Below are 26,012 nucleotides of genomic sequence, written 5' to 3' on the forward strand. Positions count from 1 at the left end.
GAAATCAGGCCAAAAACGGCTTTTTCATGCACGGGAATTTCTTCCTGATTTTCAATTTTTTAAATTTATCTGCCATCGCGTCAGGTCTGGGGCACTGTTCCGGGACTGGTATTGTTTTGGCTTAGTAGCAGATTGTCGGAAAATCCGCTTATTTTTGAAATTGAATCTTAGTACATCTTTTAAATAGCTCTATATGTTTGATTTTTTTGGGAAGACAGTCGCCAAACTTTTCGGCACTAAGTCAGAACGGGACATCAAAGAAGTAATGCCGTACGTGGCTCTTATCAACCAAGAGTTCGCAAAACTGGCCTCCCTTTCTGACGACGAACTGCGCCAACGTACCCAGCAGGTACAGGCTACCATTGCCGAGCGTCTGAAACCCATTGATGATAAAATAGCGGCCTTACACCAACGCATAGAAAACGAGCCAGACCTGGACATAGCCCAGAAGGAAGGCGTTTTCGTGCAGATTGACGAGCTGGAGAAAGACCGCAACAAAGAACTGGAGGTAGTGCTTATGGAAGTGCTGCCCCAAGGCTTTGCCATTGTCAAAGAAACCGCCCGCCGGTATAAAGAAGTTGGTCAGCTAAGTGTAACTGCCACAGACTTTGACCGTGAGATTGCTACCCGCAAACCAAACGTACAGCTACAAGGCGACAAAGCTGTTTGGGCCAACCGTTGGAACGCCGCCGGTACTGAGGTGGTATGGGACATGGTGCACTATGACGTACAGCTGATTGGTGGAATTGTCTTGCACCAGGGTAAAATCGCCGAGATGGCCACGGGTGAGGGGAAGACGTTGGTAGCAACCCTGCCATCGTTCCTGAATGCACTTGCCAAGCGCGGCGTGCACGTGGTAACCGTGAATGATTACCTGGCCAAGCGTGACTCTGAGTGGATGGCGCCCTTGTTTGAGTTCCATGGCATCACCATTGACTGTATTGACAAGCACCAGCCTAACACAGACGCCCGTCGCAAAGCCTATCTAGCAGACATCACCTACGGTACTAATAACGAGTTCGGGTTTGACTACCTGCGCGACAACATGGCCCGTGAGGTAGATGAGCTGGTACAACGCAAGCACCACTACGCCATGGTGGATGAGGTGGACTCCGTTTTGATTGACGATGCCCGTACGCCGCTCATCATTTCTGGTCCTGTTCCACGTGGTGATGAGCACGAATTCTATATCCTGAAACCACGTGTGGCTTCTCTGGTAGAAGCCCAGCGCAAGTTGGTAAGCAACTTCCTGGTGGAGGCCAAGCGCCTAATCAAGGAAGGCAACGACAAAGAAGGCGGTCTGGCCTTATTCAGAGCCTACAGAGGTTTGCCTAAAAACAAGCCTTTGATTAAGTTCTTGGGTGAGACCGGGGTGCGCCAGTTGTTATTGAAGACAGAGGCCTTCTACCTGCAAGACCACTCGCGTCAGATGCCAGAGGCAGATGCGCCGTTGTTCTTCACTATTGACGAGAAACACAACCAGATTGAACTAACGGAGAAAGGCATTGACTTGATTACAGGTCAAGGCGAAGACCCGCAATTGTTCATCCTCCCAGATATTGGAACCGAGATTGCCAATATTGAAAGCCACAAAGAACTGTCAGCTGACGATAAACTGCACCAAAAAGAAAAGCTTATCCAGGATTACCAGGAGAAGTCTCAGCGCGTGCACTCCATCAACCAGTTGCTGAAAGCCTACACCCTTTTTGAGAAGGACACTGAGTACATTGTGACCGAAGACCACAAGGTAAAGATTGTGGATGAGCAGACGGGCCGCGTCATGGAAGGCCGTCGTTATTCAGACGGTTTGCACCAGGCCATTGAAGCCAAGGAGAACGTGCGCGTAGAAGATGCTACGCAGACCTATGCCACGGTAACGCTTCAGAACTACTTCAGAATGTACCACAAGCTGGCCGGTATGACCGGTACGGCTGAGACGGAAGCCGGTGAGTTCTGGGAAATCTACAAGCTGGACGTGGTAGTGATTCCTACCAACCGCGTAGCCCAGCGCAAGGATGAGCATGACAAGGTTTATAAAACCATCAGAGAGAAATACAACGCCGTTGCCGAAGAGATTCAGGAGCTGACCAAACAGGGCCGTCCGGTGCTGGTGGGTACTACCTCGGTAGAGATTTCTGAGTTGGTGAGCCGTATGCTTAAGATACGCGGCATTCCGCACCAAGTCTTGAACGCCAAGCATCACCAGCGCGAGGCTGAGATTGTAGCCGAAGCCGGTAAGCCAGGCACTGTGACCATCGCCACCAACATGGCCGGTCGTGGTACGGACATTAAGCTGGCGCCTGAATCTAAGGCCGCCGGCGGATTGGCCATCATTGGTACTGAGCGCCATGAGTCGCGCCGCGTAGACCGCCAGTTGCGTGGTCGTGCCGGTCGTCAGGGTGACCCGGGTTCTTCGCAGTTCTTCGTTTCATTGGATGACAGCTTAATGCGCTTGTTCGGTTCTGACCGCATTGCCCGTTTAATGGACCGTATGGGTCTGGAGGAAGGTGAAGTGATTCAGCACTCCATGATCACCAACTCCATTGAGCGTGCCCAGAAGAAAGTGGAGGAAAACAACTTCGGGACGCGTAAGCGCCTCTTGGAGTATGATGACGTGATGAACGCCCAGCGCGAGGTGGTGTACAAACGCCGTCGCAACGCCCTCTACGGCGAGCGTCTGGAGCTGGACATCTGGACCATGATTGACGACACCGCGGTGGACATTGTGAACACCTACAAAGTGACGGGCAACCATGAGGACTTCTTGTTGCACATCATCAGAGTATACGGTTTCAATACCAGCATCACCGCCCCAGAATTAGCGTCACAGCCGGTAAATACCTTGATTGACCGCTTGTACAACGAGGCCTTAGATTTCTACCTGGGCAAGAACAAGCACATCATGGAGCAGTCGGCGCCAATCATGAAGGACATTTATGAGAACCGCGGCCCGATGATTGAAAACATTGCGGTTCCGTTCTCAGATGGTCGTAAGCAAATCACTGCGGTGGCTAACCTGGAGAAAGTGGTGAACAGCCATGGCAAGGAGCTCATCAAAACCGTTGAGAAAATCATCACGCTGGCGACTATTGACCAAGCATGGACGCAGCACCTACGCCAGATGGACGACCTGAAGCAAAGTGTGCAGAATGCGGTGTACGAGCAGAAAGACCCACTCTTGATTTACAAGTTTGAGTCGTTTGAGTTGTTCAAGCGCATGATTGCCAAAGTGAACGAGGAGACCATCTCTTTCTTGTTCAAGGCAGACTTGCCACAGCAACAGGAGCAGGCACCACCGGTGCAGGAAGCCCGCGCTACGCAAGCGCCAAGACCGCCAAGATTGCAGGAGCAGAAAGAAGAAGTACATTCAACGCTAGAAGAGCAGCGCGTTCCATCTATGCCAAACATGCCAGAGGCGCCCGTGCAAAAGCAGGCACCTATCAGGGTAGAGAAGCACGCCGGCCGCAATGACCGCGTGAGCGTGCAGTACGCAGACGGACGTGTGATGAAAGACGTGAAGTACAAGACCGTAGAAAACGACTTGCTCAACAACCGTTGCATCCTCATTGAAGACTAATCTGGATAACTTAATGGAGCAGAGCCTGGCACCGTATATTGACCATACGGTGCTTAGGCCTGACACCACCCAGCAAATGGTGGCCCAGTTGTGCCAAGAGGCCGCTGACCATCAGTTTGCCGCCGTGTGCGTGCCGCCGTGCTTTGTGCGGCAGGCGGTAGACGCTTTGCAAGACACCGGCGTGCAGATTGCCACCGTGGTGGGTTTCCCGTTGGGTTATCAATTGGCCAAAGTAAAATTCTTTGAGGCGCACCAAGCCCTCTCTGAAGGCGCCACGGAGATTGACGTGGTCATGAACATTGCCGCCTTCAAGTCTGGGCTTTTAGATGAAGTCACCGCCGAACTGCACGAACTGAGCACCCTGTGCCATTTCAAAAATGCTGTCTTGAAGGTGATCATTGAAACTGCGCTGCTCAGTCCAGAAGAAATCATCCAGATTTGCTCCCTTTGCGTGCAGGCCGAGGTGGATTACGTGAAAACCTCCACGGGTTTTGCCGCCAGAGGGGCCAGCGTAGAAGACATTCTCTTGATGCGCGCCCATTTACCAGAACATATTAAAATCAAAGCTTCCGGCGGAATCAAAACCAAGGAAGCGGCACTTGCGTTGGTGAAGGCAGGGGCAGACCGGATTGGAACATCCTCCGGCGTCTCTCTGCTATGACTTGGACACAGATGACAACTAAAGCACTTCTTTGGGTTTTTGTAGCCGTTCTCACCGGGTGCGCCGCCAGCGGTAGCACGCCCGCCAACGGAGACACTACTTCTTCCACTTCGGCTAAAAGCAAAGGCGGCGGGTCGGCGACGGCAATTGACGTCAGCAAATACCGCACGGTTTTTCCATCTGCTTCTACTACTGGTGCTACTCCCATGGCGGCGGTGACGCCTACGCATCACGTGCGTAATCAGGTAGAAGGTCTCATGGACAGCGTGGCCTTGGCCAACAAAAACATCAAGTATGCCAACGGCTACCGTATTCTGGCCTTCACGGGCAATGAGCGCAAGGCGGCCATGGATTTGCGCAACAGCATCATTCAGCGCCTGCCCTCAGACAAAGACTACCTCACCTACAAGCAGCCTACCTATCAGTTAAAAGTGGGTGATTATATGAGCCGGGTAGAGGCACAACTAGCCTTGTCCAAAATCAAAGACTTGATCCCCAACGCCTTGATCGTGCCCGAAACCATCAACATCCCTAAGAACTTCTAACGGAAACCCATAAATTGAGGCACTGCCGTTTTTGGCCTACTTTCCAGAAAAGAGGCCGAAAACGGCAGTTTCGTTTTATACCTTACCTTTGCCAAAGCATTTACCACTTGTAACATCATGCAAGACCTCAAAGACCAGATACGGTCGCTTGCCCAGCAGTACGCGCAAGACACCATAGCCACGCGGCAACACCTGCACCAGCACCCAGAGCTTTCCTTTCAGGAGCACGAGACGTCTGCCTACGTGTTTGCCAAGTTGCAGGAGTTTGGCCTGGAGCCCCGGCGCATGACAGATACTGGAATTGTAGTCCTCATCAAAGGCCAAAGCCCAGACAAAGCCACTACCGCCCTTCGCGCCGATCTGGACGCCTTGCCCATTCTGGAACAAAACGAGGTAGCCTACAAATCCAAGCATGAAGGCGTGATGCATGCCTGCGGCCATGATGTGCATACCTCTTCGCTGCTCACCACCGCCCGTATTTTGAGTGGATTGCGTGACCAGTTTGAAGGAACGGTAAAGCTGATTTTTCAGCCCGGCGAGGAGAAGTTTCCGGGAGGCGCGTCCTTGATGATCAAGGAAGGCGTTTTGCAGAACCCCGCGCCGCAGAGCATCCTAGGCCAGCACGTGTTCACGCCCCTGGAGGTGGGTAAAGTGGGCTTTAGATCTGGCATGTACATGGCTAGTGCAGATGAGATTTACATCACGGTCAAAGGCAAAGGCGGCCACGGCGGACTTCCCGAGCAATTGGTAGACCCGGTGTTGATTTCGGCGCATTTGATAGTGGCCTTACAGCAGATTGTGAGCCGCAGAGCCAATCCCAAAACGCCGTCGGTGTTGTCCTTTGGCAAAGTCATCGCCAACGGGGCCACCAACGTCATCCCCAGTGAAGTTAAAATAGAAGGCACGTTCCGGACTATGGACGAAGCCTGGCGTGCCGAGGCCAAGCAGCACATGAAGAAGCTGGCCGAAGGGCTGGTGGAAAGCATGGGCGGTACCTGTGACATCAACATCATGGACGGCTACCCGTTTCTGAAGAACGAACCCCAGCTCACGGCCCGCGCCAAAGCGGCTGCGCAAGCGTATTTAGGAGAGGAAAACGTGATTGACTTGGATATGTACATGACTGCTGAGGACTTCGCGTACTACTCCCAAACCACCGACGCCTGCTTCTACCGCCTGGGCACCCGCAACGAGGCTCAGGGAATCACCTCGCCTGTACATACGCCAACCTTCAACATAGATGAGTCAGCCTTGGAGATTGGCAGTGGCTTAATGGCCTATCTAGCTATTCAAGAGCTAAAGGCGCTGGCTAGTAAGTAATTAAATTGCCCTAAACACAAAAGCCGTTTTTGGCCTGGTTTCCAGAAGCCAGGCCAAAAGCGGCTTTTGTGTATATACTATGCTTCAGGTTTGCAACTTGGAGCTGCCATGTGGCAAGTTTGTAACTTGCGTTACCCACATGAAGTGCCTCTCCATTTTTGTCATCCTGAAAGGACCTAGTGGGCGAACTAGCCAAGAATTGGCTATGAAACAATTCACCTTTTCAACTATCATCATTTTCAACTATCATCAAATACCATCTTCTTTCTTAGGCCGCGCTCTAACAGCTGGCCCACAAGATCTTTTCAGGATGACATAAGAAGTAGGATGGTTTGCCTAGGTAGACACACGGCACGTTTCTGCTTTCTCAAAAAATAGCTTAGCTAATCTACTAGGAGAGTTCTATTCCGGTAAATCCGTTTTCAGCCTAATTCCTGAAAAACAAGTCAAAAACGACATCTCATACTTTCTGAATCAGACAGTATGTCGTATTAAAATCCGGATAAAAAAGCAAATACAGACGGAATGTCTGGTTTTCAGCTGAAATTCCAATTGGTACAGAATTTACTGAAGAGTAAGTATCAAGTCAAAATTCAACCTAAAAACTATAAAAAGACAATGACAGTGGTTAAATATCATCCGTTTTACCAAGACAGAATGCCTCAGACGTTTAGCAGCTTGTTAGACAATTTCATCAACGAGGCCGTGACAACGCGCAAGACGCAGGGCTTTACACCGCAGGTAGATCTATGGGAAACCAAAGACGCTTATGAAGTAGAGTTGGCCTTGCCGGGCGTTTACAAAGAAGACATCAACGTAGAATTCCAAGAGGGAGTATTGACGGTAAGCGGTGAGCGCAAGCCCAAGGAAAACGGCCAGGATCTGAAGTTCCACAAAGTGGAAAGCAACTTCGGTAAGTTCAGCCGCTCCTTCCAATTACCAGAGCAGGTAGACGCTAGCGCCATAGACGCTCAGTTTGAGAATGGCGTGCTGCACATCTCCGTGCCCAAGGTGGAAGAGAAGGTAGTCAAGCACCAGATTGCGGTGAAATAACGCAAGCTCTCCCATACCCCAGACAGGCGCCTAAAGAGCGCCTTTTTGGCGTCATATTTGTGGACAAGTAAATACCAATTTTGTTATTTTAGCGTTAAAGACGTACAAGAAAGAAAGCAGTAACGCTCCGCGAAAACATTCCTTATACACCTGAGTTTTAACAGATATAGCTAACCTATTGTATGAAAACGAAACAACTAATGCTAGGCCTAATGCTCTCTGCCATGATGGGCGGGGGCGTGGCCATTGGGGGCTATAAACTGCTGGAAGATGATCAGCCCACTGCGGGACAGCAGTTGCCCAACACCAACGTACGGTACACCAGTGCCATGCGGGACGGCAAGGTGGTAGTGCCAGAAGGCTTGAACTTCCAGACGGCCGCCGAGCTGGTGACCCCGGCCGTGGTCCACGTGACCACGGAATACAAAATGCAGACGCGCCAGATGCCAAGTGAGATGCACCCGTTCTTCCGTGATTTCTTCGGGGACGAGGGCATGGAAGGGTATCAGCGCCAACAAGGTCCGGCCCTGGGCTCAGGCTCTGGGGTGATCATTGCCTCCAACGGCTACATTGTCACCAACAATCACGTGATTGACAAGGCAGACAAGATTGAGGTGATCATGGACGACAAGCGTAAGTTTGAAGCCACCCTGGTAGGCTCAGACCCGAACACGGACATTGCCCTGCTGAAAATCAACTCTGACAACCTACCGGCTTTGCGCTACGCCAACTCAGACAACGTGAAAGTGGGCGAGTGGGTATTGGCCGTGGGTAACCCGTTCAACCTCAACTCAACCGTGACGGCTGGTATCATCAGTGCCAAAGGCCGCAACGTGGGTATTCTTCAGAATTCCAGCGGCATGAGCGTAGAGTCCTTCCTGCAGACAGACGCCGCCGTGAACCCTGGTAACAGTGGGGGCGCTTTGGTGAACCTGAACGGTGATTTGATTGGGATCAATACGGCCATCGCGTCGCAGACTGGTACCTTCTCTGGCTACTCGTTTGCCGTGCCATCCGCCATTGTAAGCAAAGTGGTAGATGACTTGTTGAAATACGGCGAAGTGCAGCGCGCTTTGCTAGGCGTGCAGATGCAAGAGATTGACGCCAAGTTTGCCGCCGAGAAAAAGCTGAAAAACCTGAACGGGGTGTACGTGGCTGGTTTCTCTGAGAGCAGCGCCGCCAAGTCTGCCGGTATTGAGGAAGGTGATGTAATCACCGAAATCAACGGCGTGAAGGTGAACACAGGTGCCCAGTTACAAGAGCAAGTGACCCGCTACCGTCCTGGTGATAAAATCAAGGTGGGTTACAGCCGTGACGGTAGCACCAAATTGACCAACGTGACCTTGCGCAATGCCAATGGTAGCACAGAGATTGTGAAACGTGATCCTAACTCGCCTAAGTCCATGACCATTGCGGGCGCCAAGTTTGAGGCAGCCTCCAAGCAAGAGTTGAACCGTCTGGACATTACGGGCGGCGTGAAAATCTCTGGTATTGAGAAAAGCACCTTCGCTGAGTCTGGCATCAAAGACGGTTTCATCATCACCCAGATTGACAAGAAGCCTACCAACTCGCCAGAAGACGTGAATGAAATCTTACGTGGCACTCGTCGGGGTGGTCTCTTGATTGAAGGCGTGTACCCAGACGGCCGTAGGGCCTATTACGCCATTGGTCGTTAGTTTTGAGCCGATTCCTGAAAAATAAGCCAAAAACGGCCTGACTTGAAAAGCTCCTGCATGCTTGCAGGAGCTTTTTTGTTTCTTTAGGTTTGTAGAGTTCCTTGTATCAACCATATCCATTCCTTTAAAATCACTACCATGACACAAATCATAGATATACCCGCCTTGCTTTCTGAGTTAGGCATCCAAGAAACCAACCCCGCCTACAGCACCGGTCTGCAATGGGGCGGTGACAAGAACCAAGAGTCCCGCACCATCCATTCGCCCACAGACGGAAGTAAGATTGCCTCTGTGCGCATGGCCACCGCAGAAGATTATGATAAGGTCATCAGCAAGGCCCAAGAGGCATTCATGGAATGGCGCACCTGGCCCTCACCCAAACGTGGCGAAGTGGTGCGTCAGATTGGTCAAAAACTGCGTGACAACAAAGACGCGTTGGGCAAACTGGTAAGTTATGAGATGGGCAAGATTTTGCAAGAAGGCTTAGGCGAGGTGCAGGAAATGATTGACATCTGCGACTTTGCCGTTGGGTTGTCCCGGCAGTTGCACGGCTACACCATGCACTCAGAGCGCCCTACGCACCGCATGTATGAGCAGTACCACCCGCTGGGCGTGGTGGGCGTCATCTCGGCGTTTAACTTTCCGGTGGCAGTTTGGAGCTGGAACGCCATGCTGGCCGCCATCTGCGGAGACACCGTGGTATGGAAGCCTTCTGAGAAGACGCCTTTGACAGCCGTGGCCTGCCAGCATATCATCAAAGAGGTATTAGAGGAAAACAACGTGCCGGAAGGCGTGTTCAACATTATCATAGGTGACGCCAGCATTGGCAGCCAGATGGCGCATGACGGACGCGTGCCCTTGGTGTCTGCCACGGGTTCTACCCGCATGGGCAAGAAAGTAGGCGAGGCCGTGGGTGCTCGTTTAGGTAAATCCTTGCTAGAGTTAGGCGGTAACAACGCCATCATCCTCACGGAGAACGCTGATTTGGACATGGCTATGCGCGCCGTGGTATTTGGCGCCGTAGGTACCGCCGGTCAGCGCTGTACTTCCACCCGCCGCTTGATTATTCATGAGAGTATCTATGACTCGGTGAAGGAACGACTGTTGAACGCTTACGCCAAGCTGCCTATTGGAAACCCGTTAAAGGACACCAACCTGGTAGGTCCGCTCATTGACAAGCATGCCGTGGACTCGTTCTTACATGCGTTGGAGGCGGTGCAGAAAGAAGGCGGTAAGCTCTTGATAGGCGGGACTGTGCTGGAAGGCGAAGAGTACGCCACGGGCACCTACGTGACCCCGGCCATTGTAGAGGCTAAAAACGAGTACCACACCGTGCAGGAAGAGACCTTTGCGCCCATCTTGTACTTGATTAAATATACGGGCTCTGTAGATGACGCCATTGAGGTGCAGAACGGCGTGCGCCAAGGCTTGTCTTCGTCCATTTTCTCCAACAACATCCTGGAGACCGAAGCCTTCTTAAGCCACTGGGGTTCTGACTGCGGCATTGCTAACGTGAACATTGGGACGTCTGGCGCTGAGATTGGCGGCGCCTTCGGCGGTGAGAAAGAGACCGGCGGCGGGCGCGAATCGGGTTCAGATGCCTGGCGCGTGTACATGCGCCGTCAGACCAACACCATCAACTTTGGTAGAGAACTGCCATTGGCGCAGGGCATCAAGTTTGACATCTAGACATCCGTTTTTTGGGCTAATTCCCAGAAAACAAGCCAAAAACAGAAAGGCCGCCCTGCATATAGGGCGGCCTTTCTGTTTGAAAGCGGCAAAAGGATTTGTACCTTTTCAGGACATCAATGCTTTTAGGCCATGGCAGAGCAAGCGCACCTTCTTGAATTCCAGAGACAGATCACCAATCCGTTCAAGCTGAGGCTGTTTCTGCTTAAGAACCTGCCCATGGCGTATCTGGCGGGCTGCAGAATCAAATACCTTTCTGAGCAAGAGGCCCAAGTCACGCTTAAATACGGCTACCTCACCAAGAATCCGTTTAAATCCATCTACTTCGCGTGTCTGGCCATGGCTGCTGAGTTGTCCTCTGGCGTGTTGTCCATGATGTACCTCTATAAGGCCAACCCGTCTGTCTCCATGCTGGTGGTCAACATGGAGGCCGAGTTCTCCAAGAAAGCAGTGGGTACCATCACGTTTACCTGCGCCGACGGGGATGAGATTGCCGCCGCCGTCAAAGAAACCCAAACCACCGGCCAGGGAAGCAGCCTGCAGACCCTCAGCATTGGCCATGATGCGCAGGGCGAGGAGGTGGCCCGCTTTAGAATTACCTGGTCCTATAAAGCCCGCGCGGCCAGAAGCTAGATCTTGCGGCTGGTCTTCTTTAAGAATTCCTTCACTGCTTTCTGAAACTGGGCGTTCTGCTCCAGGTAAATCACGTGCCCGCCGGGCATGGAGACCGTGGTCTGGTGTGGAAATTTAAAGCTCTTGTAATGGTCTGGCCCAATGGAGAAATCCTGCTCCCCGGAAATCACGAGCACCGGCATTTTCAAGTGCCTGGTCACCTCCGTGAAATCCTGAAAATACTCCGGTGAGTTGGCCCAAGCCTGCCCAAACGCGTAGTTATTGGGACGCTTGGCATCTTCCTCATTCATTTTTTGCAAGCCCTCTGCTGTGGTGTACATAAGCTGGTGGTAGGCGTTCTTCTCATTCAAGGCCTGGATGATGGCCATGAAGCGGTCAATGTAAGGGCGCTTTGGGTCCAGAAACGGAGTCGTGTCTGCTGGCTTCAGAATCTCCAAGCCTTTCTGTATTTGCACCTTGGCAGAGTATTCCAGATTGAGCGTGGTGTTGAGCATGATCATCCGGGAGATGGTCTTCGGGAAGTAATACGCGTACTCGGTGGCAATGATCCCCCCGAAGGAATGGGCCAGCACCGTCCATGTTGGGTAGCCCAGCTGCTGCCGTACCTCGTCAAAGTCCTGGGCCATGCGCTGCAAAGAATAATTGCCGGTGGGGGCTTTGCCCGAGCGGCCGCTGCCGCGCTGGTCCACATAGATCATCTGCACAGAATCTTCCAGGGTGTTCAAGCCCAGCACTTCAAAAGAATGGCTCCAGGCCCCGGGACCGCCGTGAATGAACACGCAGGGGCGGCCTTTGCCAGAGATTTTTACATATAACTCAGTGCCATCGCTCATGGTCAGCTTGGTTTCGCGGGGTTGGGTGGCGGCCTGCGCCATGGCCGTCTGGGTGCCACTTACCGTAAAAATGAGGGCTAAGCAGCTGATAATGAATGTATATACAGTTTTCATGATGTTTTGATAATTTCCGCGAAATACGGAAAAATTCAGGGTAATTTAAAGCGATTAAAAAAGCAGAGATATTTTCGGACATCGGTGCAACTATTGGCTTTTGAGGTAGTCTTTAGGTCAGAAGTATTAGGAACACAGGATGGGTAGGCAGTTGGGCGAAGACGCGTTAGGGTTGTTCCGGGAACTGCAAATGGAGTAAGCATATGATAAGGCCTTAACACCTTTACAATTTGGAGACGCTGGAATACACAGACGTAAACGCGCACATAGTGGCCCGCTGCAAAGAGGGCGACCGCAAAGCGCAATATGAGCTCTACAAGCTCTACAGCAAAGCCATGTTCAACGTGAGCATGCGCATCACCAATGACTACACAGAGGCAGAAGATGTCCTGCAGGAGTCGTTTCTGAGCGCGTTCAAAGAGTTGAGCACCTTTAAGGGGGACTCTACTTTTGGCAGTTGGCTCAAGCGCATAGTCATCAACAAGTCCATTACCAAAGTGCGCAGCCGGCGCCTGCAGGTAGTGCCCATGGAAGATTACATGGAGGTGGCAGATGACGGGCCAGACATGGACGAGGAAGAGATGCAGTACAAGGTGGAGAGCATTCGGCGCGCCATCCAGAAACTGCCAGACGGTTACCGCGTGGTGCTGTCCCTGTACCTGCTGGAGGGATACGACCACGGCGAGATTGCCGACATCCTGAGCATCAGTGAGGCTACTTCTAAGTCACAATACAGCCGGGCCCGCAAGAAACTGTTGGGCCTCATGGAAGAAGAGGCGTTTTTAGCCTGATTTCTCCAAAACAACCAAAAAACGAATTTACCGCTTAACCGCCATGAAAGATAGATTAGAAGATTTCGTAAAAGCCCACCGCGATGAGTTTGACTCCTTCGCACCGCGCCCAGACCTGTGGCAGGAGATTGCCGCCGACCTGGAGCCTGGGCAGACCACCATGCACGTAGAACCCACCGCCGGCAAAGAAGCCTCCATCCTGTCCATGAACTGGAACGTGGCCTGGCGCTACGCCGCCGCCGTGGCCATGTTAGTATCTGTGTTTTTAACGGCCTGGTACTACGGTGCCAACTCGGCGCAGGCACCTCAGCTGGCCGCCACGCAACCCGCCAGCCTTGAGAAGATTGCCCCGGAGCTGAAGCAGATTGAAACCCAGTTTGTGAGCATCATTGAGCAGAAAGAGTCCCAGTTGCAAGAATATGATTTGAAAGCGCTGGGCATGGAGAAAGAATGGGAGCAGGAAGCCAAAGCCCTAGACGCCTCTTACAACCAGTTAAAGCAGGAATTATACACCACCCCCAATAAGGCCGAACTGATCCAGGCCATGAGTGACAACCTAAAAATGCGCATTGCCATCTTAAACAGACAGCTGGCCATTTTAGAGAACATACAGACCGTTAAAAAACAAAGTACAGATGAAACCACTACTATCTACTAAGGTCCTCCTTTCCCTGGCCGCAAGCTTGGTCTTGACCGCCGCGAGGGGACAAGAAATGCCTGCGCCGCCAGTCCCTTCGGCCGCGCCGTGCACCCAAATAGTGTATTTAGATAAAAACCACGTGGCCTCAGAAGTATCTGCCAGCGTGAAAGAAGCGCTGCTGATTGCTTCTAGAGAAACCAAGAACGCTTTGCAGTTGGTAAAGGCAGGTCAGGCGCTGGAGTTTCTTCATAATCTGGAGCAACCCAATGTGGTCATCGTTTCCAATCCCGAGGTGGAGCAGCCGCAACCCAACGCCTATGACTTCACCAAGTCCAAGAAGTTCAGCAAGACGTTCAAAGTGAGCTCTGCGGACAAACTGAACGTGGAGAACCAGTTTGGCAAGGTAGAAGTGCAGACCTGGAACCGCAACGAGATTGCCGTAGAGGTGAACATCATCACCAGAGCCAGCACAGACGCCAAAGCCCAGGAGATTCTGGACAAGATCAACATTCAGGCCAGCCAAGGCAGCAACCTGGTGTCGGTGGTGACCGTGCGCGAGCCCATGCACATTCAGACGGCCAGCGGCAAGAGCTTTGAGGTGAACTACCTGGTGAAAATGCCGAAGGCCAATCCGGTGGCCATCTACAACAAATTTGGCGATGTAGTGCTGCCCGACCTGGATGGACCCAGCGAGGTGAGCGTGAAGTACGGTTCCATCAACGCCGGACGCCTGAACAACAAGCATAACCGGGTAACCCTGGAGTACGGCAAAGACCTTTCAACGGTAGACTACATGCGCGGCGGCAACCTCAACGTGAAGTACTCGGCCTTCAAGCTGAACTCCGCGGAGACCCTCATGACCACCACGGCCTACAGCAGCATCGCTATTGACAACATTGATGCCCTGGCCGTTGAAAGCCGCTATGACAGAGCATTTAAGGTAGGCAATGTAAACCAGCTGTCTGGTAGAGGCTCTTACACTACCTTCACGGTGACCAACTTGAAAGAGTCTGCTGGCATGGAGATGAAGTACTGCTCTAAGTTTGAGATTGCCAACATTGCCTCGGGCTTCAAGAAGATAGATGTGAACGGTGGCTATACCACCATCAACCTGAACTTCGCAGACAAGACAGCCTTCAACTTTGACGTGAACACCTCTTACGGCAATTTAAAAGTAGACCAGGATCTGGTGGATTACAGCTTCAAGGAAGTGCGCAATACCTCTGCTACCTACAAGGGCAAGTTTGGCAAGGCAGCGTCCAAAGGACTGGTGAACGTGACCTCTAAATACGGGTCTGTCCAGTTCAACTAATAAGAAATCCTACCCCCACGCGTTAGAAAGAGCGAGCCCCAACGGGTTCGCTTTTTTGTTATCCAGGCGTTTTTCGGTTATTTTAGGAAAAACAGGCTAAAAACGGATGTACTATGACTACTTCTTCTTCAGACCCTATTCATTCTAATAGCGCCCCAGAACCTGTGGGCCTGTACCCGCACGCCCGCCGCGTAGGCAACCTGCTGTTCCTTTCTGGGGTAGGCCCACGGCAGAAGGGGCAGAAGCAGATACCCGGGGTGTTGTTGGACGCCCACGGCCAGATAGCCGACTATGACATTGCCGTGCAGTGCCGCGCCGTTTTCCAAAACGTGCGCACCATTCTGGAGGAGGCCGGCTCTTCCTGGGATAACCTGGTGGACGTCACCGTTTTCCTGACCAACATGAAAGAGGACTTCCAGACCTACAACAAGGTGTACGCCGAGTATTTCAAAGACAACCAGCCTTGCCGCACTACGGTAGAGGTAAACGCCCTGCCCACGCCCATTGCTATAGAACTGAAATGCATCGCCACTATTTAATGAGAGAATGATTAATAGGGAAATGTTGGTTGAAATATAAATTATAAAATTTTATCAATGTAAGTAGTGGCCGTTTATTCGCGTTTACTACATAAGTTAATTAATGGGCAATCAGATAAAAAAATCATTCCGTTATTATTCTCCAAACCAAATTCCTCCTGAAGAGAGGGGGATAAACATCGTCTTGTCTCTAGCACTCTTGATTTATGGGACTTATGGCATAGTAAATAACGATTTCTACATACCAGCCAGGTTCACCAAGGGAATGAGTTTGACTGGTGTGTCGGCTTGGATTATGTATGCCGCTTTTTTATGTGCCGTCTTAAATTTATTATCAGTTGTGGTTGACCATTATGATGAGAGAAACAATGAATTCAGCTACAAACGGTTTGCCCGATTTACACAGGTGTCAGGATGGGCGCTTTTCTTTTTAGCTATACTTTCTACAATAGTTATTGCCATTATTGGATAATCAACTCTTGTGTATGTAAATCAAGGAGTACTAAAACCAACATTACCTGAATGCTAGTCTTCGTCCGATGGCCTCGCCCGCCGTTTAGCCTAGTATGTTATTATTGAGTGTAAAAAACTGCTTCATCAATACTCATCCTTTTGGTCATTACTCATTCATCACTAATCATTAGATATGACAGATTCCCCGGAAGGGCTGTTCGCAAAGAGAGAGCAACGTTTTTTATCACAAGAAGAACGGTTTGCCAGTAAACACAGATGGATTGGCTGGTTCCGGTTGGCCTTTGTGGTAGGAGCGGTGGCGGCCTGCGTGCTGTTGTTTTACTATGACAAGCCGGCCATTGGCCTTTCTATTTTGCTGGCAGGGTACTTCATCTTCGCGGGACTTATCCATTGGCACAACAAGGTAGAGTACAAGCGCAAACACCAGCTGTATCTGGGCCTTATCAATCGGGCAGAGCAGGAGCGCCTGCGCGGCAATTTCAAAGACCTGCTGGCAGATGGGCAGGAGTTTGAGGAGCCCAACCACTACTACACGGCAGACTTAGACGTATTCGGGTCGAACTCCATCTTTCAACTATTGAACCGAGCCGTCACGCGATTAGGGCAGCAGCGGCTGGCACAATGGCTTAAGGCCCCTGCCGCGCCAGCAGAAATCTTGGCCCGGCAAGAGGCAGTGGCAGAACTGGCCCCCGACTTGGAATGGCGGCAGAACCTGCAGGCGCGGGGCATGCACCATCACCGCAAAACGCAGCAACTGCCACAACCGTTTCTGCTCTGGCTAAAGAACCCTAATTTCTTTGAGGGTAAAGCCTGGCTGGCGGTGGCTACCTTTCTCTTTCCCTTGCTCACCATCGCTTCTATTATCTACTGGTCACAGGAGGGAGGCTCGCATTATCCGTTTGTGGGCTTGGTGGTCATCCAGTTTCTAATTGCCGTCAAGTACCAGCGCCAGCGCGATGAGTATTATGAGGAAAGCACGGGCATGTATGAGACCTTGCAGAGCTACACAGACATGCTGGTGCACATTGAGGGTAGAACCTTCCAGAGCGCCAAGGCCCGGCACCTGCAACAACAACTCAAGATAGACGACAAGCCCGCCTCTGAACACGTGCGGCAACTGGCCTCCATTATCCAGTATCTGTCAGCGCGGCTTAATACCTACCTCAACTTCATCCTGAACCACGCCTTGATGTGGGACTTTATCTGGATGTGGCGGCTGGAGCGCTGGAAGAAAACCATGTCGGCCAACATTGGCGAGGTCCTGAACGCCGCCGCCGAGTTTGAGGCCCTGGCCAGCCTGGCCGCTTTCCAGTACGCCAATCCCGACTACGCCATCCCGGTCATCAGCCCAGAGCCGTTCCAGTTTGACGCCGAAAAGCTGAGCCATCCCTTGATTTTCAGTTTGGGTCGCACGGCCAACAGTCTGGCCTTTAGCGGGGCAGGGCACACTGCCTTGATCACCGGGTCTAACATGTCAGGTAAAAGTACGTTTCTGCGGGCAGTGGGCGTGAACATGGTGCTGGCCTTTGCGGGCGCGGCGGTTTGTGCCAAACGCTTAACCGTCTATCCCGCGCAGGTGTATACCAGTATGCGCACCGAAGACAATCTGGCAGAAAACACCTCGTCTTTCTACGCCGAGCTCAAGCGCCTTAAGATTCTTATTGACTTGACTGCCACGGGTCAGCCCGTATATTTCTTTCTGGATGAGATTTTGAAAGGCACCAACTCGCATGACCGGCACGAGGGCGCCATGGCCCTGATCAGGCAGTTGCACAAGCGCTTCTGCTCGGGCTTTGTGTCTACCCATGACTTGGAGCTGGGCAACATGGAAGACGAACTGCCGGGCTCGGTGGAGAACTTCAGCTTTAATAGTTACTTTGACAACGGCCAGCTGCATTTTGACTATACCCTTCGGCCGGGCATCTGCAAGAGCTTTAACGCCAGCCAGCTCATGCGCCAGATGGGGATTGAAGTCTAGCGTTTTCGGGCTGATTTCCAGAAAAGAGGCCAAAAACGGCAGGGCTCCTCTCATCCATGACAATCTTTCTACCTTTGCCTTTCAACTAACCAAAAATACCATGCGCGTTGTAGCGGACATCCCTCACCCAGAAATTAAAATCACCCTATTAGCTTGGAACGGCAAGTACCTGATTAAGCTGGAGCTGGGCCCGTTTGAGCAGACCTATAAAGTGAGCGAGATGGATGTGGCTGGAGATGAAGAGATTAAGACCTGGCTAGATGAGGAGTTTCTGCAGCAGTGCATGGAGCAGTTCTTGACCATGCGCAAAAACCTGCACGAGGCCCGCAGACGGCATAGTTTCTAAAATTAGAATATCAGTATATATACTATATCTGTGGGAAGCTTGTTGAAAAGCTTGTGGAGAACTTGTTTTTGAGAATTACTTGCTTTATATTCATTTCTCAAACAACTCCTATTTACAAGTGCAATGGTCATGACTAAACCATAAGCTTCAACCTTTCCCATTATGCAGGTAGGAATAAGCAAACATATAAAGATTTCCTACAGAAAGGACATGCAGACGGTCATCATCCGGTGGCAGCAGCCTGTTTCTTTCACGGAATTTAAGCTGAACTGCCTGGCTATTTTAGGAATGGCCAAGGAGAACGAAGCTGCCTCCTGGCTCTTAGACTGCCGTTCTAAAGGAGAAGTAACCCAACAGGAAAGTCAGTGGCTGGTAGAAGAGTTCTACCCCAAAGCCTTACAGATGGTAGCGGCCCAACTTTGCGTGGCCTGGCTCCTGAACCCGCGGCAGATGCAACGTCTGCAAGAAGGAGAGACCTTCACCGCCTTGACTGAGCCCCATCCCAACGTACACAGAAAAGCCTTCATGACCGAGCAAGAAGCCGTAGATTGGCTGGAGCATTCTATTGAAGAATACGCCTGCCGTCCTAAAACCAACTAGTAGGCTTAAAATCACTTTCCTTTACTCCGCGAAAGAGGGGTACAGGGTCATGCCACCGTCTACGTACAAAGTAGCCCCTGTCACATAATCCGCCTCATCAGAGGCAAGCCACGCCGCCACTCTGGCAATATCGTCGGGCTCTCCAATTCTGCCATACGGTATCTGCGACAACATTTGCTCCCGGCCTTCCTTGGTCTTCCACTCGTCCTTGTTAATATCTGTTTTAATGGCCCCCGGCGAAATGCTGTTCACCCGTATCTTCTGAGGTGCCAGTTCCTGCGCCAGGGTTTTCATCATCATCATGACGCCGCCTTTGGAGGTGGTGTAGTTCACCCGTCCGCCCCAGGGAATGATGTCATGCACCGAGCTGATGAAGATGATCTTGCCCGCCGCCGCAGAGGTCTTTTTCTTGACGCCTCTTTTCACAAACTCTCTGGCCGCTGCCCGGGCACACAAGAAAGGCCCCGTCAGGTTGGTGTTGATGACCTTCTCCCATTGCTCCAGGGTAATCTCCAGAAAATCGGCGTCCTCTTGAATGCCCGCATTGTTCACCAGAATGTCAATGGTCCCGAACTCCTTCTTCGCCTTGGCAAACATCTCTTCTACCTCTGCTTCTTTTGACACGTCTGCCTTGACCAGCAAGCACTTGCCTCCCGCTTTTTCAATGGCCTGTTGGGTGTTTTTGGCACCTTCCTCATCAGAGTAGTAATTGATTACCACACGCGCTCCTTCCTGGGCCATTTTGATGGCTATGCCCTGACCAATTCCTGAGCTGGCGCCGGTTACCAAGGCCACCTGGCCATTTAATCGTTGAGAAGATGCAGAAGTAGTCATAAGATGTTCATAATAAGGTCCTGTGAGAGTACCTGCGTTGTTAAGGAAAGGTTGTGCCAGACAGTCTTTGTGGAGGCAGTAAAAGAAAGCAGATTGTTCTTGCCTGCCTGCCAGACGCGTGTAACTTTGAGGCATCTGCCAGGCCTAGCTTGCGGGCTTTTTTACCTGTTATTATTTCCCTATCTGCTATGAAATCACTTCTCCTCTCCCTGTTGCTTTTGCTGTCTTTTACTGGCTACGGCCAGCAAGGCGCCCTCAAAGAAAGCCTGAAAGTAAAGAGCAAGCTCTTGGACCAGTCCGTGGAATACTCCATCTATTTACCGGCAGACTACAGCCAGTCCAACCGCCGGTACCCGGTGTTATACCTGTTGCACGGCTACACCGATGATGAAACCGGCTGGAGTCAGTTTGGCGAGGCGCATCTGATTGCCGATAGATTAGTGCAGGCCGGTCAGATTCCTCCTATGATCATTGTGATGCCTGACGCGGGCGTGACCTGGTATGTGAACAGCCAGGACGGCAAGACCAGGTATGAGGACTTTTTCATTCAGGAGTTCATCCCGCACATAGACAAAGAATACCGTACCCGCGCCACCAAAGAGTTTAGGGCGGTGGCCGGCCTTTCCATGGGCGGTTACGGGTCCATGATTTACGCGCTTAAACACCCAGAGATGTTCGCGGCAGCGGCTCCGTTGAGCGCCGCCGTCAGGACCGATGCTGAGATCTTAGCCACGCCAGACAAGGACTATACCGGTATCTTCGGGAATATCTACGGCCCAGATTTGAAAGGACAGGAGCGCCTGAGCGGGCACTGGTACAAGAACTCTGTGTTGCAATTGATTCAAACCCAGCCGGCAGACAAGCTCAAGCAGGTGCGTTACTACATTGACTGTGGCGACGATGATTTCCTGATCAAGGGCAACATGGCCTTGCACGCCGCCTTGCTGGACAAGCAGGTGCCGCATGAGTTTAGAGTGCGGGACGGTGGCCACACCTGGACCTATTGGCGCACGGCGCTGCCCGCCGTCCTCAAGTTTGTAGGCAAGAGTTTCCATAGGTAGAAAAGCTTCTGGTAGCCGAGGTTCGTTTTTAGGCTGTTTTCTAGGAAAGAGCCCAAAATTAGAGTTTCTAGGCAAGGATGATAAGCCAACGGGAGTATGTTCTAATTAAGAATATCTTATATACCCCAAATCAAGTATAAGTCTAAGATTGGCTTTCTGCCAGCCTTAATTGGCAGATTCTCTTATTCTACAAACAGATTCTATGCTTCAGTTAAATGAGCTTACGTTAAATATCCCAGATACCACCAAGCCCCGCGTCGTAGTTGTTGGCGGCGGTTTTGGCGGGGTGAACCTTATCAAAAACTTACCTAGCAAAGAGTTTCAGGTGGTGCTGTTTGACCGCCAGAACTACCATGGCTTTTGGCCCTTACTCTATCAGGTGGCCACCGCCGGTTTGGAGGCAGATGCCATTGCCGAGCCGCTGCGCAAGATGTTTGATGAGGACTATGAAGACTTCCACTTTAGGCAGGTGAAGGTGACGGGCATCAACCCCGAAAGCAAAACTGTGACCACGCTGGTAGGCGACCTGTCCTATGATTACCTGGTCATTGCCACCGGTACCAAGTCCAACTACTTCGGGAATGACCAGATTAAGGAATACTCCTTCCCTTTGAAGCAGATTCCTGACGCGTTGAACCTACGCAGCCAGCTCTTGCAGTCCTTTGAACAGGCCAACATGATTGTGAACCCAGAGGTGCGCCAAAGCCTTCTAAACATAGTGATTGTGGGCGGAGGACCCACCGGGGTGGAGTTGGCTGGCTCTTTAGCTGAGATGCGCCGCCACGTGCTGCCCAATGACTACCCAGGCATGGACTTCAGCAAGATGAACATCTACCTGGTAGAAGGTCTTGACCGCGTGCTGCCGCCCATGTCTCCAGAGTCTAGTGCTACCACTTTAAAGTATTTGCAGGAGGTAGGCATCAATGTGAAGTTGAATACGCTGGTGGAGTCCTATGACGGCAAAACGGTGGTCTTTAAAGGCGGGGAGCAGATACAGACGCAAACCTTGATCTGGGCCGCCGGGGTTTCTGGCGCGCAAGTGAAAGGCCTGCCACCTGAGGCTAGTGAACGTGGCCGCTACCTGGTCAACCCGTACAACCAGATAATAGGTTACAATGACATCTTCGCGCTTGGTGATGTAGCTGCCATGAAAACAGAGAAATGGCCAAAGGGGCACCCGGGCGTGGCGCAACCAGCCATTCAGCAGGGCAAACACCTGGCCAAGAACCTGCGCAAAATCATGCGCCAAGAGCCTTTGGAGCCGTTTGAATACTTTGACAAAGGCTCTCTGGCCATCATTGGCCGCAACAAAGCCGTAGCCGACTTACCCAAGAACATGCACCTGACTGGCTTCATGGCTTGGATGGCGTGGCTTTTCGTGCACATCTATTACCTCATCGGGTTTAGGAACAAGCTAGTGGTATTGGCCAACTGGGTGTATAAGTTTTTTACCTATGAGAATGGTACGCGCTTAATCATCCGTCCTTTCATCCGGAAAGAGGATATTGCCGGGCAGGAATTCGTCAGGAAACAGACCGACTTGGATTAAGGCGTTTTTGGCCTGTTTCCCAGATATTAAGCAAAAAACGGAAGCAAAGAAAAGCCCCGCTGTGTAGACAGCGGGGCTTTTTACTATAATATTCAATCAGTGATTAACCGATAGCGATACGCTTGAACTCAGTAACGGTCATGCCTTTGTTGGTGTTATCCAATAATTTAGCGATGGTTACAGAAGGGTCTTTCACGAACTCCTGGTTCAACAAAGTGCTTTCTTTGTAGAACTTGTTCAGTTTGCCTTGAGCAATTTTCTCAAGCATTTCTTCTGGCTTGCCTTCTTGACGAGCCTGCTCTTTTCCAATCTCAATCTCGCGTTGGATAGTGTTAGCATCAACACCGTCTTTGTCTACAGCGATTGGCTTCATAGCGGCAATCTGCATGGCTACGTCTTTTCCAACCTCAGAAACCTCTACGCCACCAGTGTTCGTCAAACCTACCAATACACCTAACTTACCGTTAGAGTGGTTGTAAGCTACAACTTTCTCAGCGTTGATGGTCTCATAAGCGGCAACGTCAATCTTCTCACCAATTTTACCCATCAAGTCAGTGATGTGGTCGTTTAGCGAGCGGCCATCTGCCTGCGGCGTAGCCAATAAGTCTTCTTTTGAAGTAGAGTTGCTGGCAACAGCAGCAGCTAAAACGGCGTTCGCCAGGTTTTTGAAGTCTTCTACTTTAGAAACTGGTTCAGTCTCACAAGCCAAGGCAACAACTTTACCTACTGTACCTTCAGCGTTTACTTGCGTCAACACAATACCTTCAGAGGTAGCGTTGTCAGCACGCTTGCTGGCAATCTTCTGACCAGCCTTGCGAAGGATGTCTTTGGCGGCTTCAAAATCGCCGTTCGCTTCAGTAAGCGCTTTTTTGCAGTCCATCATACCGGCACCGGTTTCCTGGCGCAGTCTGTTAACGTCTTGTGCTGTAATAGCCATTGTTCTTTATTTAAGAATTACGGTTAATATGTTTCTACTAGAGGAGGGCAGGGCGCCCAATAATCAAAAAGAAACTGAACACCAGTTGCTACGCTTCCAATGTTCAGTTTCTTTTACTTTTTATGAGTCAATTGGAAGACTATTCAGCCTCAATTTTCTCTTGGATGCCTTCTTCTTCAGAACGCTTCTTGTCGGTTTCGTCTTTGTCTACTTTACGCTCAGAAAGACCTTCTTCAATGGCCTTACCAATCAATGAAGTAATCAAAGCGATAGACTTAGAAGCATCATCGTTTGCCGGGATAGGGAAGTCTACTAGCTCTGGGTTAGAGTTGGTATCTACAATCGCGAATACTGGCAAGTTCAATTTCTGAGCTTCTTTGATAGCGATGCCTTCACGCTTCACGTCCACGATGAACAAAGCAGCTGGGAGACGTGACAAGTCAGCGATACCACCCAATACACGCTCAAGCTTCTCGCGCTCACGAGACATCATCAAACGCTCACGCTTTGCCATGGCGGCATATGCAGTGTTCTCTTTTACCATTTTGTCAATGGTAGACATTTTCTTCAAAGACTTACGTACAGTCTGGAAGTTAGTCAACATACCACCCAACCAACGATCCGTTACATAAGGCATCTTAAGGCGTTTTGCCTCTTCTGCTACTATGTCCTGCGCTTGTTTTTTGGTAGCGACAAACAAAATCTTGCGGCCAGACTTGGCAATCTGCTTGATAGCGGAGATAGCCTCATCTAGAGAAACTAAGGTTTTGTTTAGGTCAATGATGTGGATACCGTTTTTCTCCATGAAAATGTACGGAGCCATTTTAGGATCCCATTTTCTGGTAAGGTGACCAAAGTGTACACCGGCGTCCAGTAATTCTTTATATGTGGTATTAGCCATGATATATTTACAGCTGATGATATATTAACGTTTAGAGAACTGGAATGAACGACGAGCCTTGCGCTTACCGAATTTCTTACGCTCCACCATGCGTGGGTCACGTGTTAAGAAACCTTCTTTCTTAAGGGCCGGACGGGTCTCAGCGTTTTCTTCTACCAAAGCCTTAGTGATAGCCAGTCGTAAGGCTTCTGCCTGACCTGCCACACCGCCACCTTTGATGTTCGCACGAACGTCGTATTTACCGATCGCGTCAATAGTAGCCAACGGCTGCTGTACGATGGTCTGTAATACTTCGCTCGGGAAGTATTCCTTAATATCTCTATCGTTAATAGTGATATTCCCTTGCCCAGGCGTCATGTAGATGCGCGCCACCGAGGTTTTTCTTCTACCAGATGTATTGAGAACTTCCATTAAATATGATTAGATTATTTTGTAAGTTTTACTGTAACAGGCTGTTGCGCCTCATGCGGATGCTCTACACCTGGATACACGTACAGGTTGCGGAACTGCTCACGTCCTAAACGTGACTTAGGTAGCATACCTCTCACGGCACGCTCTACCAATAGGGTAGAAGATTTGGCTTTCAACTCACGCGGAGTGAAGGTCTTCTGACCACCTGGGTAACCAGTGTGCGTCACAAACGTCTTCTTGTCCCACTTCTTACCAGTCATTCTAACTTTGTCAGAGTTGATAACAATCACGTTATCACCGCAGTCAGCGTTTGGAGTGAAAGAAGGTTTGGTTTTACCGCGCAAGATCATAGCGATCTGGCTAGCCACACGGCCTAATGTTGAGTCTCCGGCGTCTATCACTACCCAGCCTTTATCTGCGGCCGCCTTATTAACTGATAGCGTCTTATAACTTAAATGGTCCATTGTAAATGGTTAACAGGTGAAAAAATAAAGTATCTCTACTTTGAAAAATGGTCACAAAGATAGGAGTAATTTTTTGCCGGTGCAATACCGCTTTTAGATTATTCCCTTGAAAATCATGGCACTTCTGGGCTTGTTGGCAGTTCTGCTAAAAGAGCCGCAACTTGAAGGCAAGCGCAGGGAGGAAGGAGCAGTGTGAAAATCAGAATTCTGTTTTTGGCCTATTTTCTGAGAAGTAGGTCAAAAACGGAATTCTTTCATCTAAGGGTAGCGCTCCGCTGGAGCAGTTCATTGTTACTAGCTGTTCTGCCGCAGCAACTTCACCAGCACTTGAAAGTCCTTCGGGTAGTCTGCGGTGATGGTCACCGGCTCACCGTTCAATAGCGTAAAGCCCAACTGGTAGGAGTGCAGCGCGAAGCGTTTAATCAAAGGCTGTTCCTCGGTGTCTTTGGCCAGGTTGAACTTGCGCTTGAGCGATGACAGGAACAGTGGCTTGCCACCGTACATCTCATCCTGTACAATAGAAGCCTTCAGGTAGGATAGGTGTAGACGAATCTGGTGCATGCGGCCGGTTACTGGTTTGCACTCCACCAAGGTATGGCGTGAGAACTTCTCCAGCGTAGTGAAATACGTCTGAGCGGGCTTGCCTTTGAAGGCCAGCTTGGCAATGCCTTTCAAGCCCGGCTGAATGGCGCGGTCCACCAGCAGGTTGTCAAATTCATAGCTTCCCCAGACCACGGCGTGGTAGACTTTGGTCACTTTACGGTCTTCAAACTGCATGGACAAGTGACGGTAGGCCTCGGGGTTTTTGGCGATGGCCAGGGCGCCAGACGTTTCCTTGTCAATGCGGTGACAGACCTGGGCGTCATCGCAATAGTCGCGGGCCAGGGCCAGTAGGTTAGAGGATTGGAAAGAACGGTCTTCCAGCGTGGCCAGAAACGGCGGCTTGTTGACGACTATGTAATCTTCGTTCTCAAAAATAATAAGGTCTTGGAAAGCGGGTAGCTTCATATAAATGAGTGAGAGGGCAAAGGCCGTATTCCGTTTTAGCCTCCTTTTACGAAAACAGGTCAAAAA

General features: G+C 50.9%; 25 protein-coding genes. 18 read left to right on the forward strand and 7 right to left on the reverse strand.

Features of this window, described 5'->3' with window-relative positions:
- Window positions 1–193 precede the first annotated feature (193 nt).
- The 8 genes from secA to TH61_RS09865 all read left to right on the forward strand — a co-directional run bounded on the left by secA (window position 194) and on the right by TH61_RS09865 (window position 11,154).
- Window positions 194–3,577, forward strand: coding sequence for a preprotein translocase subunit SecA (secA, locus tag TH61_RS09825; protein ID WP_066508706.1), 3,384 nt, complete (start codon window positions 194–196; stop codon window positions 3,575–3,577).
- Window positions 3,567–4,238, forward strand: a complete 672-nt coding sequence (gene deoC / locus TH61_RS09830) for a deoxyribose-phosphate aldolase (RefSeq protein ID WP_369796880.1) — start codon at window positions 3,567–3,569, stop codon at window positions 4,236–4,238. Before secA ends, deoC begins: the two co-directional genes overlap by 11 nt.
- A gap of 11 nt (window positions 4,239–4,249) precedes the next feature.
- Window positions 4,250–4,783, forward strand: a complete 534-nt coding sequence (locus TH61_RS09835; RefSeq protein ID WP_066512754.1) for an SPOR domain-containing protein — start codon at window positions 4,250–4,252, stop codon at window positions 4,781–4,783.
- 117 nt (window positions 4,784–4,900) lie between these two features.
- On the forward strand, window positions 4,901–6,103 hold the full coding sequence (locus TH61_RS09840; RefSeq protein WP_066508710.1) for a M20 family metallopeptidase: 1,203 nt from the start codon (window positions 4,901–4,903) through the stop codon (window positions 6,101–6,103).
- Between the two features lie 618 nt (window positions 6,104–6,721).
- Window positions 6,722–7,156 carry an Hsp20/alpha crystallin family protein gene (locus tag TH61_RS09850; protein ID WP_071887951.1) on the forward strand — a complete coding sequence of 145 codons (435 nt, stop codon included), beginning with the start codon at window positions 6,722–6,724 and terminating at the stop codon, window positions 7,154–7,156.
- A 182-nt stretch (window positions 7,157–7,338) separates the two neighbouring features.
- Window positions 7,339–8,832, forward strand: coding sequence for a Do family serine endopeptidase (locus TH61_RS09855; protein WP_066508712.1), 1,494 nt, complete (start codon window positions 7,339–7,341; stop codon window positions 8,830–8,832).
- A gap of 138 nt (window positions 8,833–8,970) precedes the next feature.
- Window positions 8,971–10,521: an aldehyde dehydrogenase family protein gene (locus TH61_RS09860; RefSeq protein ID WP_066508713.1), complete on the forward strand. Its 1,551-nt coding sequence runs from the start codon at window positions 8,971–8,973 to the stop codon at window positions 10,519–10,521.
- A gap of 132 nt (window positions 10,522–10,653) precedes the next feature.
- A complete protein-coding gene (locus TH61_RS09865; RefSeq protein WP_066508714.1) occupies window positions 10,654–11,154 on the forward strand; it encodes a DUF4442 domain-containing protein in 501 nt (166 codons plus the stop codon).
- On the opposite strand, the gene TH61_RS09870 is transcribed toward TH61_RS09865, so the two are convergent.
- Window positions 11,151–12,101, reverse strand: coding sequence for an alpha/beta fold hydrolase (locus TH61_RS09870; protein WP_066508715.1), 951 nt, complete (start codon window positions 12,099–12,101; stop codon window positions 11,151–11,153). The two genes, TH61_RS09865 and TH61_RS09870, sit on opposite strands and share 4 nt — an antisense overlap.
- Before the next feature lie 230 nt (window positions 12,102–12,331).
- Between TH61_RS09870 and TH61_RS09875 the strand changes: the two genes are divergently transcribed.
- The 8 genes from TH61_RS09875 to TH61_RS09910 all read left to right on the forward strand — a co-directional run bounded on the left by TH61_RS09875 (window position 12,332) and on the right by TH61_RS09910 (window position 18,781).
- On the forward strand, window positions 12,332–12,892 hold the full coding sequence (locus TH61_RS09875) for an RNA polymerase sigma factor (protein ID WP_066508716.1): 561 nt from the start codon (window positions 12,332–12,334) through the stop codon (window positions 12,890–12,892).
- A gap of 43 nt (window positions 12,893–12,935) precedes the next feature.
- On the forward strand, window positions 12,936–13,550 hold the full coding sequence (locus TH61_RS09880) for an anti-sigma factor (protein ID WP_066508718.1): 615 nt from the start codon (window positions 12,936–12,938) through the stop codon (window positions 13,548–13,550).
- A complete protein-coding gene (locus TH61_RS09885) occupies window positions 13,528–14,844 on the forward strand; it encodes a hypothetical protein (RefSeq protein WP_066508720.1) in 1,317 nt (438 codons plus the stop codon). Before TH61_RS09880 ends, TH61_RS09885 begins: the two co-directional genes overlap by 23 nt.
- Before the next feature lie 113 nt (window positions 14,845–14,957).
- On the forward strand, window positions 14,958–15,383 hold the full coding sequence (locus TH61_RS09890; RefSeq protein ID WP_066508722.1) for a RidA family protein: 426 nt from the start codon (window positions 14,958–14,960) through the stop codon (window positions 15,381–15,383).
- A gap of 103 nt (window positions 15,384–15,486) precedes the next feature.
- Complete coding sequence (locus TH61_RS09895; protein WP_066508724.1) at window positions 15,487–15,855, forward strand: hypothetical protein; 369 nt, start codon at window positions 15,487–15,489, stop codon at window positions 15,853–15,855.
- A gap of 174 nt (window positions 15,856–16,029) precedes the next feature.
- The gene (locus tag TH61_RS09900) at window positions 16,030–17,835 is read left to right on the forward strand and encodes a hypothetical protein (protein WP_066508725.1); all 1,806 of its coding nucleotides are present in this window, start codon (window positions 16,030–16,032) and stop codon (window positions 17,833–17,835) included.
- Entirely contained in the window at window positions 17,825–18,181 is a 357-nt protein-coding gene (locus TH61_RS09905; RefSeq protein ID WP_369796881.1) for a hypothetical protein, read from the forward strand. Before TH61_RS09900 ends, TH61_RS09905 begins: the two co-directional genes overlap by 11 nt.
- A 162-nt stretch (window positions 18,182–18,343) precedes the next feature.
- Complete coding sequence (locus TH61_RS09910; RefSeq protein ID WP_066508726.1) at window positions 18,344–18,781, forward strand: hypothetical protein; 438 nt, start codon at window positions 18,344–18,346, stop codon at window positions 18,779–18,781.
- A gap of 21 nt (window positions 18,782–18,802) precedes the next feature.
- Here TH61_RS09910 and TH61_RS09915 read toward each other — a convergent pair whose 3' ends face one another.
- Window positions 18,803–19,615: an SDR family oxidoreductase gene (locus TH61_RS09915; RefSeq protein ID WP_066512757.1), complete on the reverse strand. Its 813-nt coding sequence runs from the start codon at window positions 19,613–19,615 to the stop codon at window positions 18,803–18,805.
- A gap of 188 nt (window positions 19,616–19,803) precedes the next feature.
- Between TH61_RS09915 and TH61_RS09920 the strand changes: the two genes are divergently transcribed.
- Both TH61_RS09920 and TH61_RS09925 read left to right on the forward strand, forming a co-directional pair.
- On the forward strand, window positions 19,804–20,676 hold the full coding sequence (locus TH61_RS09920) for an esterase family protein (protein WP_066508729.1): 873 nt from the start codon (window positions 19,804–19,806) through the stop codon (window positions 20,674–20,676).
- Window positions 20,677–20,878: 202 nt separating this feature from the next.
- Complete coding sequence (locus TH61_RS09925; protein ID WP_066508731.1) at window positions 20,879–22,225, forward strand: NAD(P)/FAD-dependent oxidoreductase; 1,347 nt, start codon at window positions 20,879–20,881, stop codon at window positions 22,223–22,225.
- 103 nt (window positions 22,226–22,328) lie between these two features.
- Here TH61_RS09925 and tsf read toward each other — a convergent pair whose 3' ends face one another.
- From tsf to TH61_RS09950, 5 genes are all read right to left on the reverse strand, one after another.
- Window positions 22,329–23,162 carry a translation elongation factor Ts gene (gene tsf, locus TH61_RS09930; RefSeq protein ID WP_066508733.1) on the reverse strand — a complete coding sequence of 278 codons (834 nt, stop codon included), beginning with the start codon at window positions 23,160–23,162 and terminating at the stop codon, window positions 22,329–22,331.
- 139 nt (window positions 23,163–23,301) lie between these two features.
- A complete protein-coding gene (rpsB, locus tag TH61_RS09935; protein ID WP_066508735.1) occupies window positions 23,302–24,063 on the reverse strand; it encodes a 30S ribosomal protein S2 in 762 nt (253 codons plus the stop codon).
- A gap of 24 nt (window positions 24,064–24,087) precedes the next feature.
- Complete coding sequence (rpsI, locus tag TH61_RS09940; RefSeq protein WP_066508737.1) at window positions 24,088–24,474, reverse strand: 30S ribosomal protein S9; 387 nt, start codon at window positions 24,472–24,474, stop codon at window positions 24,088–24,090.
- 14 nt (window positions 24,475–24,488) lie between these two features.
- The gene (gene rplM, locus TH61_RS09945; protein ID WP_066508739.1) at window positions 24,489–24,938 is read right to left on the reverse strand and encodes a 50S ribosomal protein L13; all 450 of its coding nucleotides are present in this window, start codon (window positions 24,936–24,938) and stop codon (window positions 24,489–24,491) included.
- A gap of 294 nt (window positions 24,939–25,232) precedes the next feature.
- Window positions 25,233–25,946, reverse strand: coding sequence for an RluA family pseudouridine synthase (locus TH61_RS09950; RefSeq protein WP_066508742.1), 714 nt, complete (start codon window positions 25,944–25,946; stop codon window positions 25,233–25,235).
- Window positions 25,947–26,012 lie beyond the last annotated feature (66 nt).

The sequence above is a fragment of the Rufibacter sp. DG15C genome (assembly GCF_001577755.1).
GTDB lineage: Bacteria > Bacteroidota > Bacteroidia > Cytophagales > Hymenobacteraceae > Nibribacter.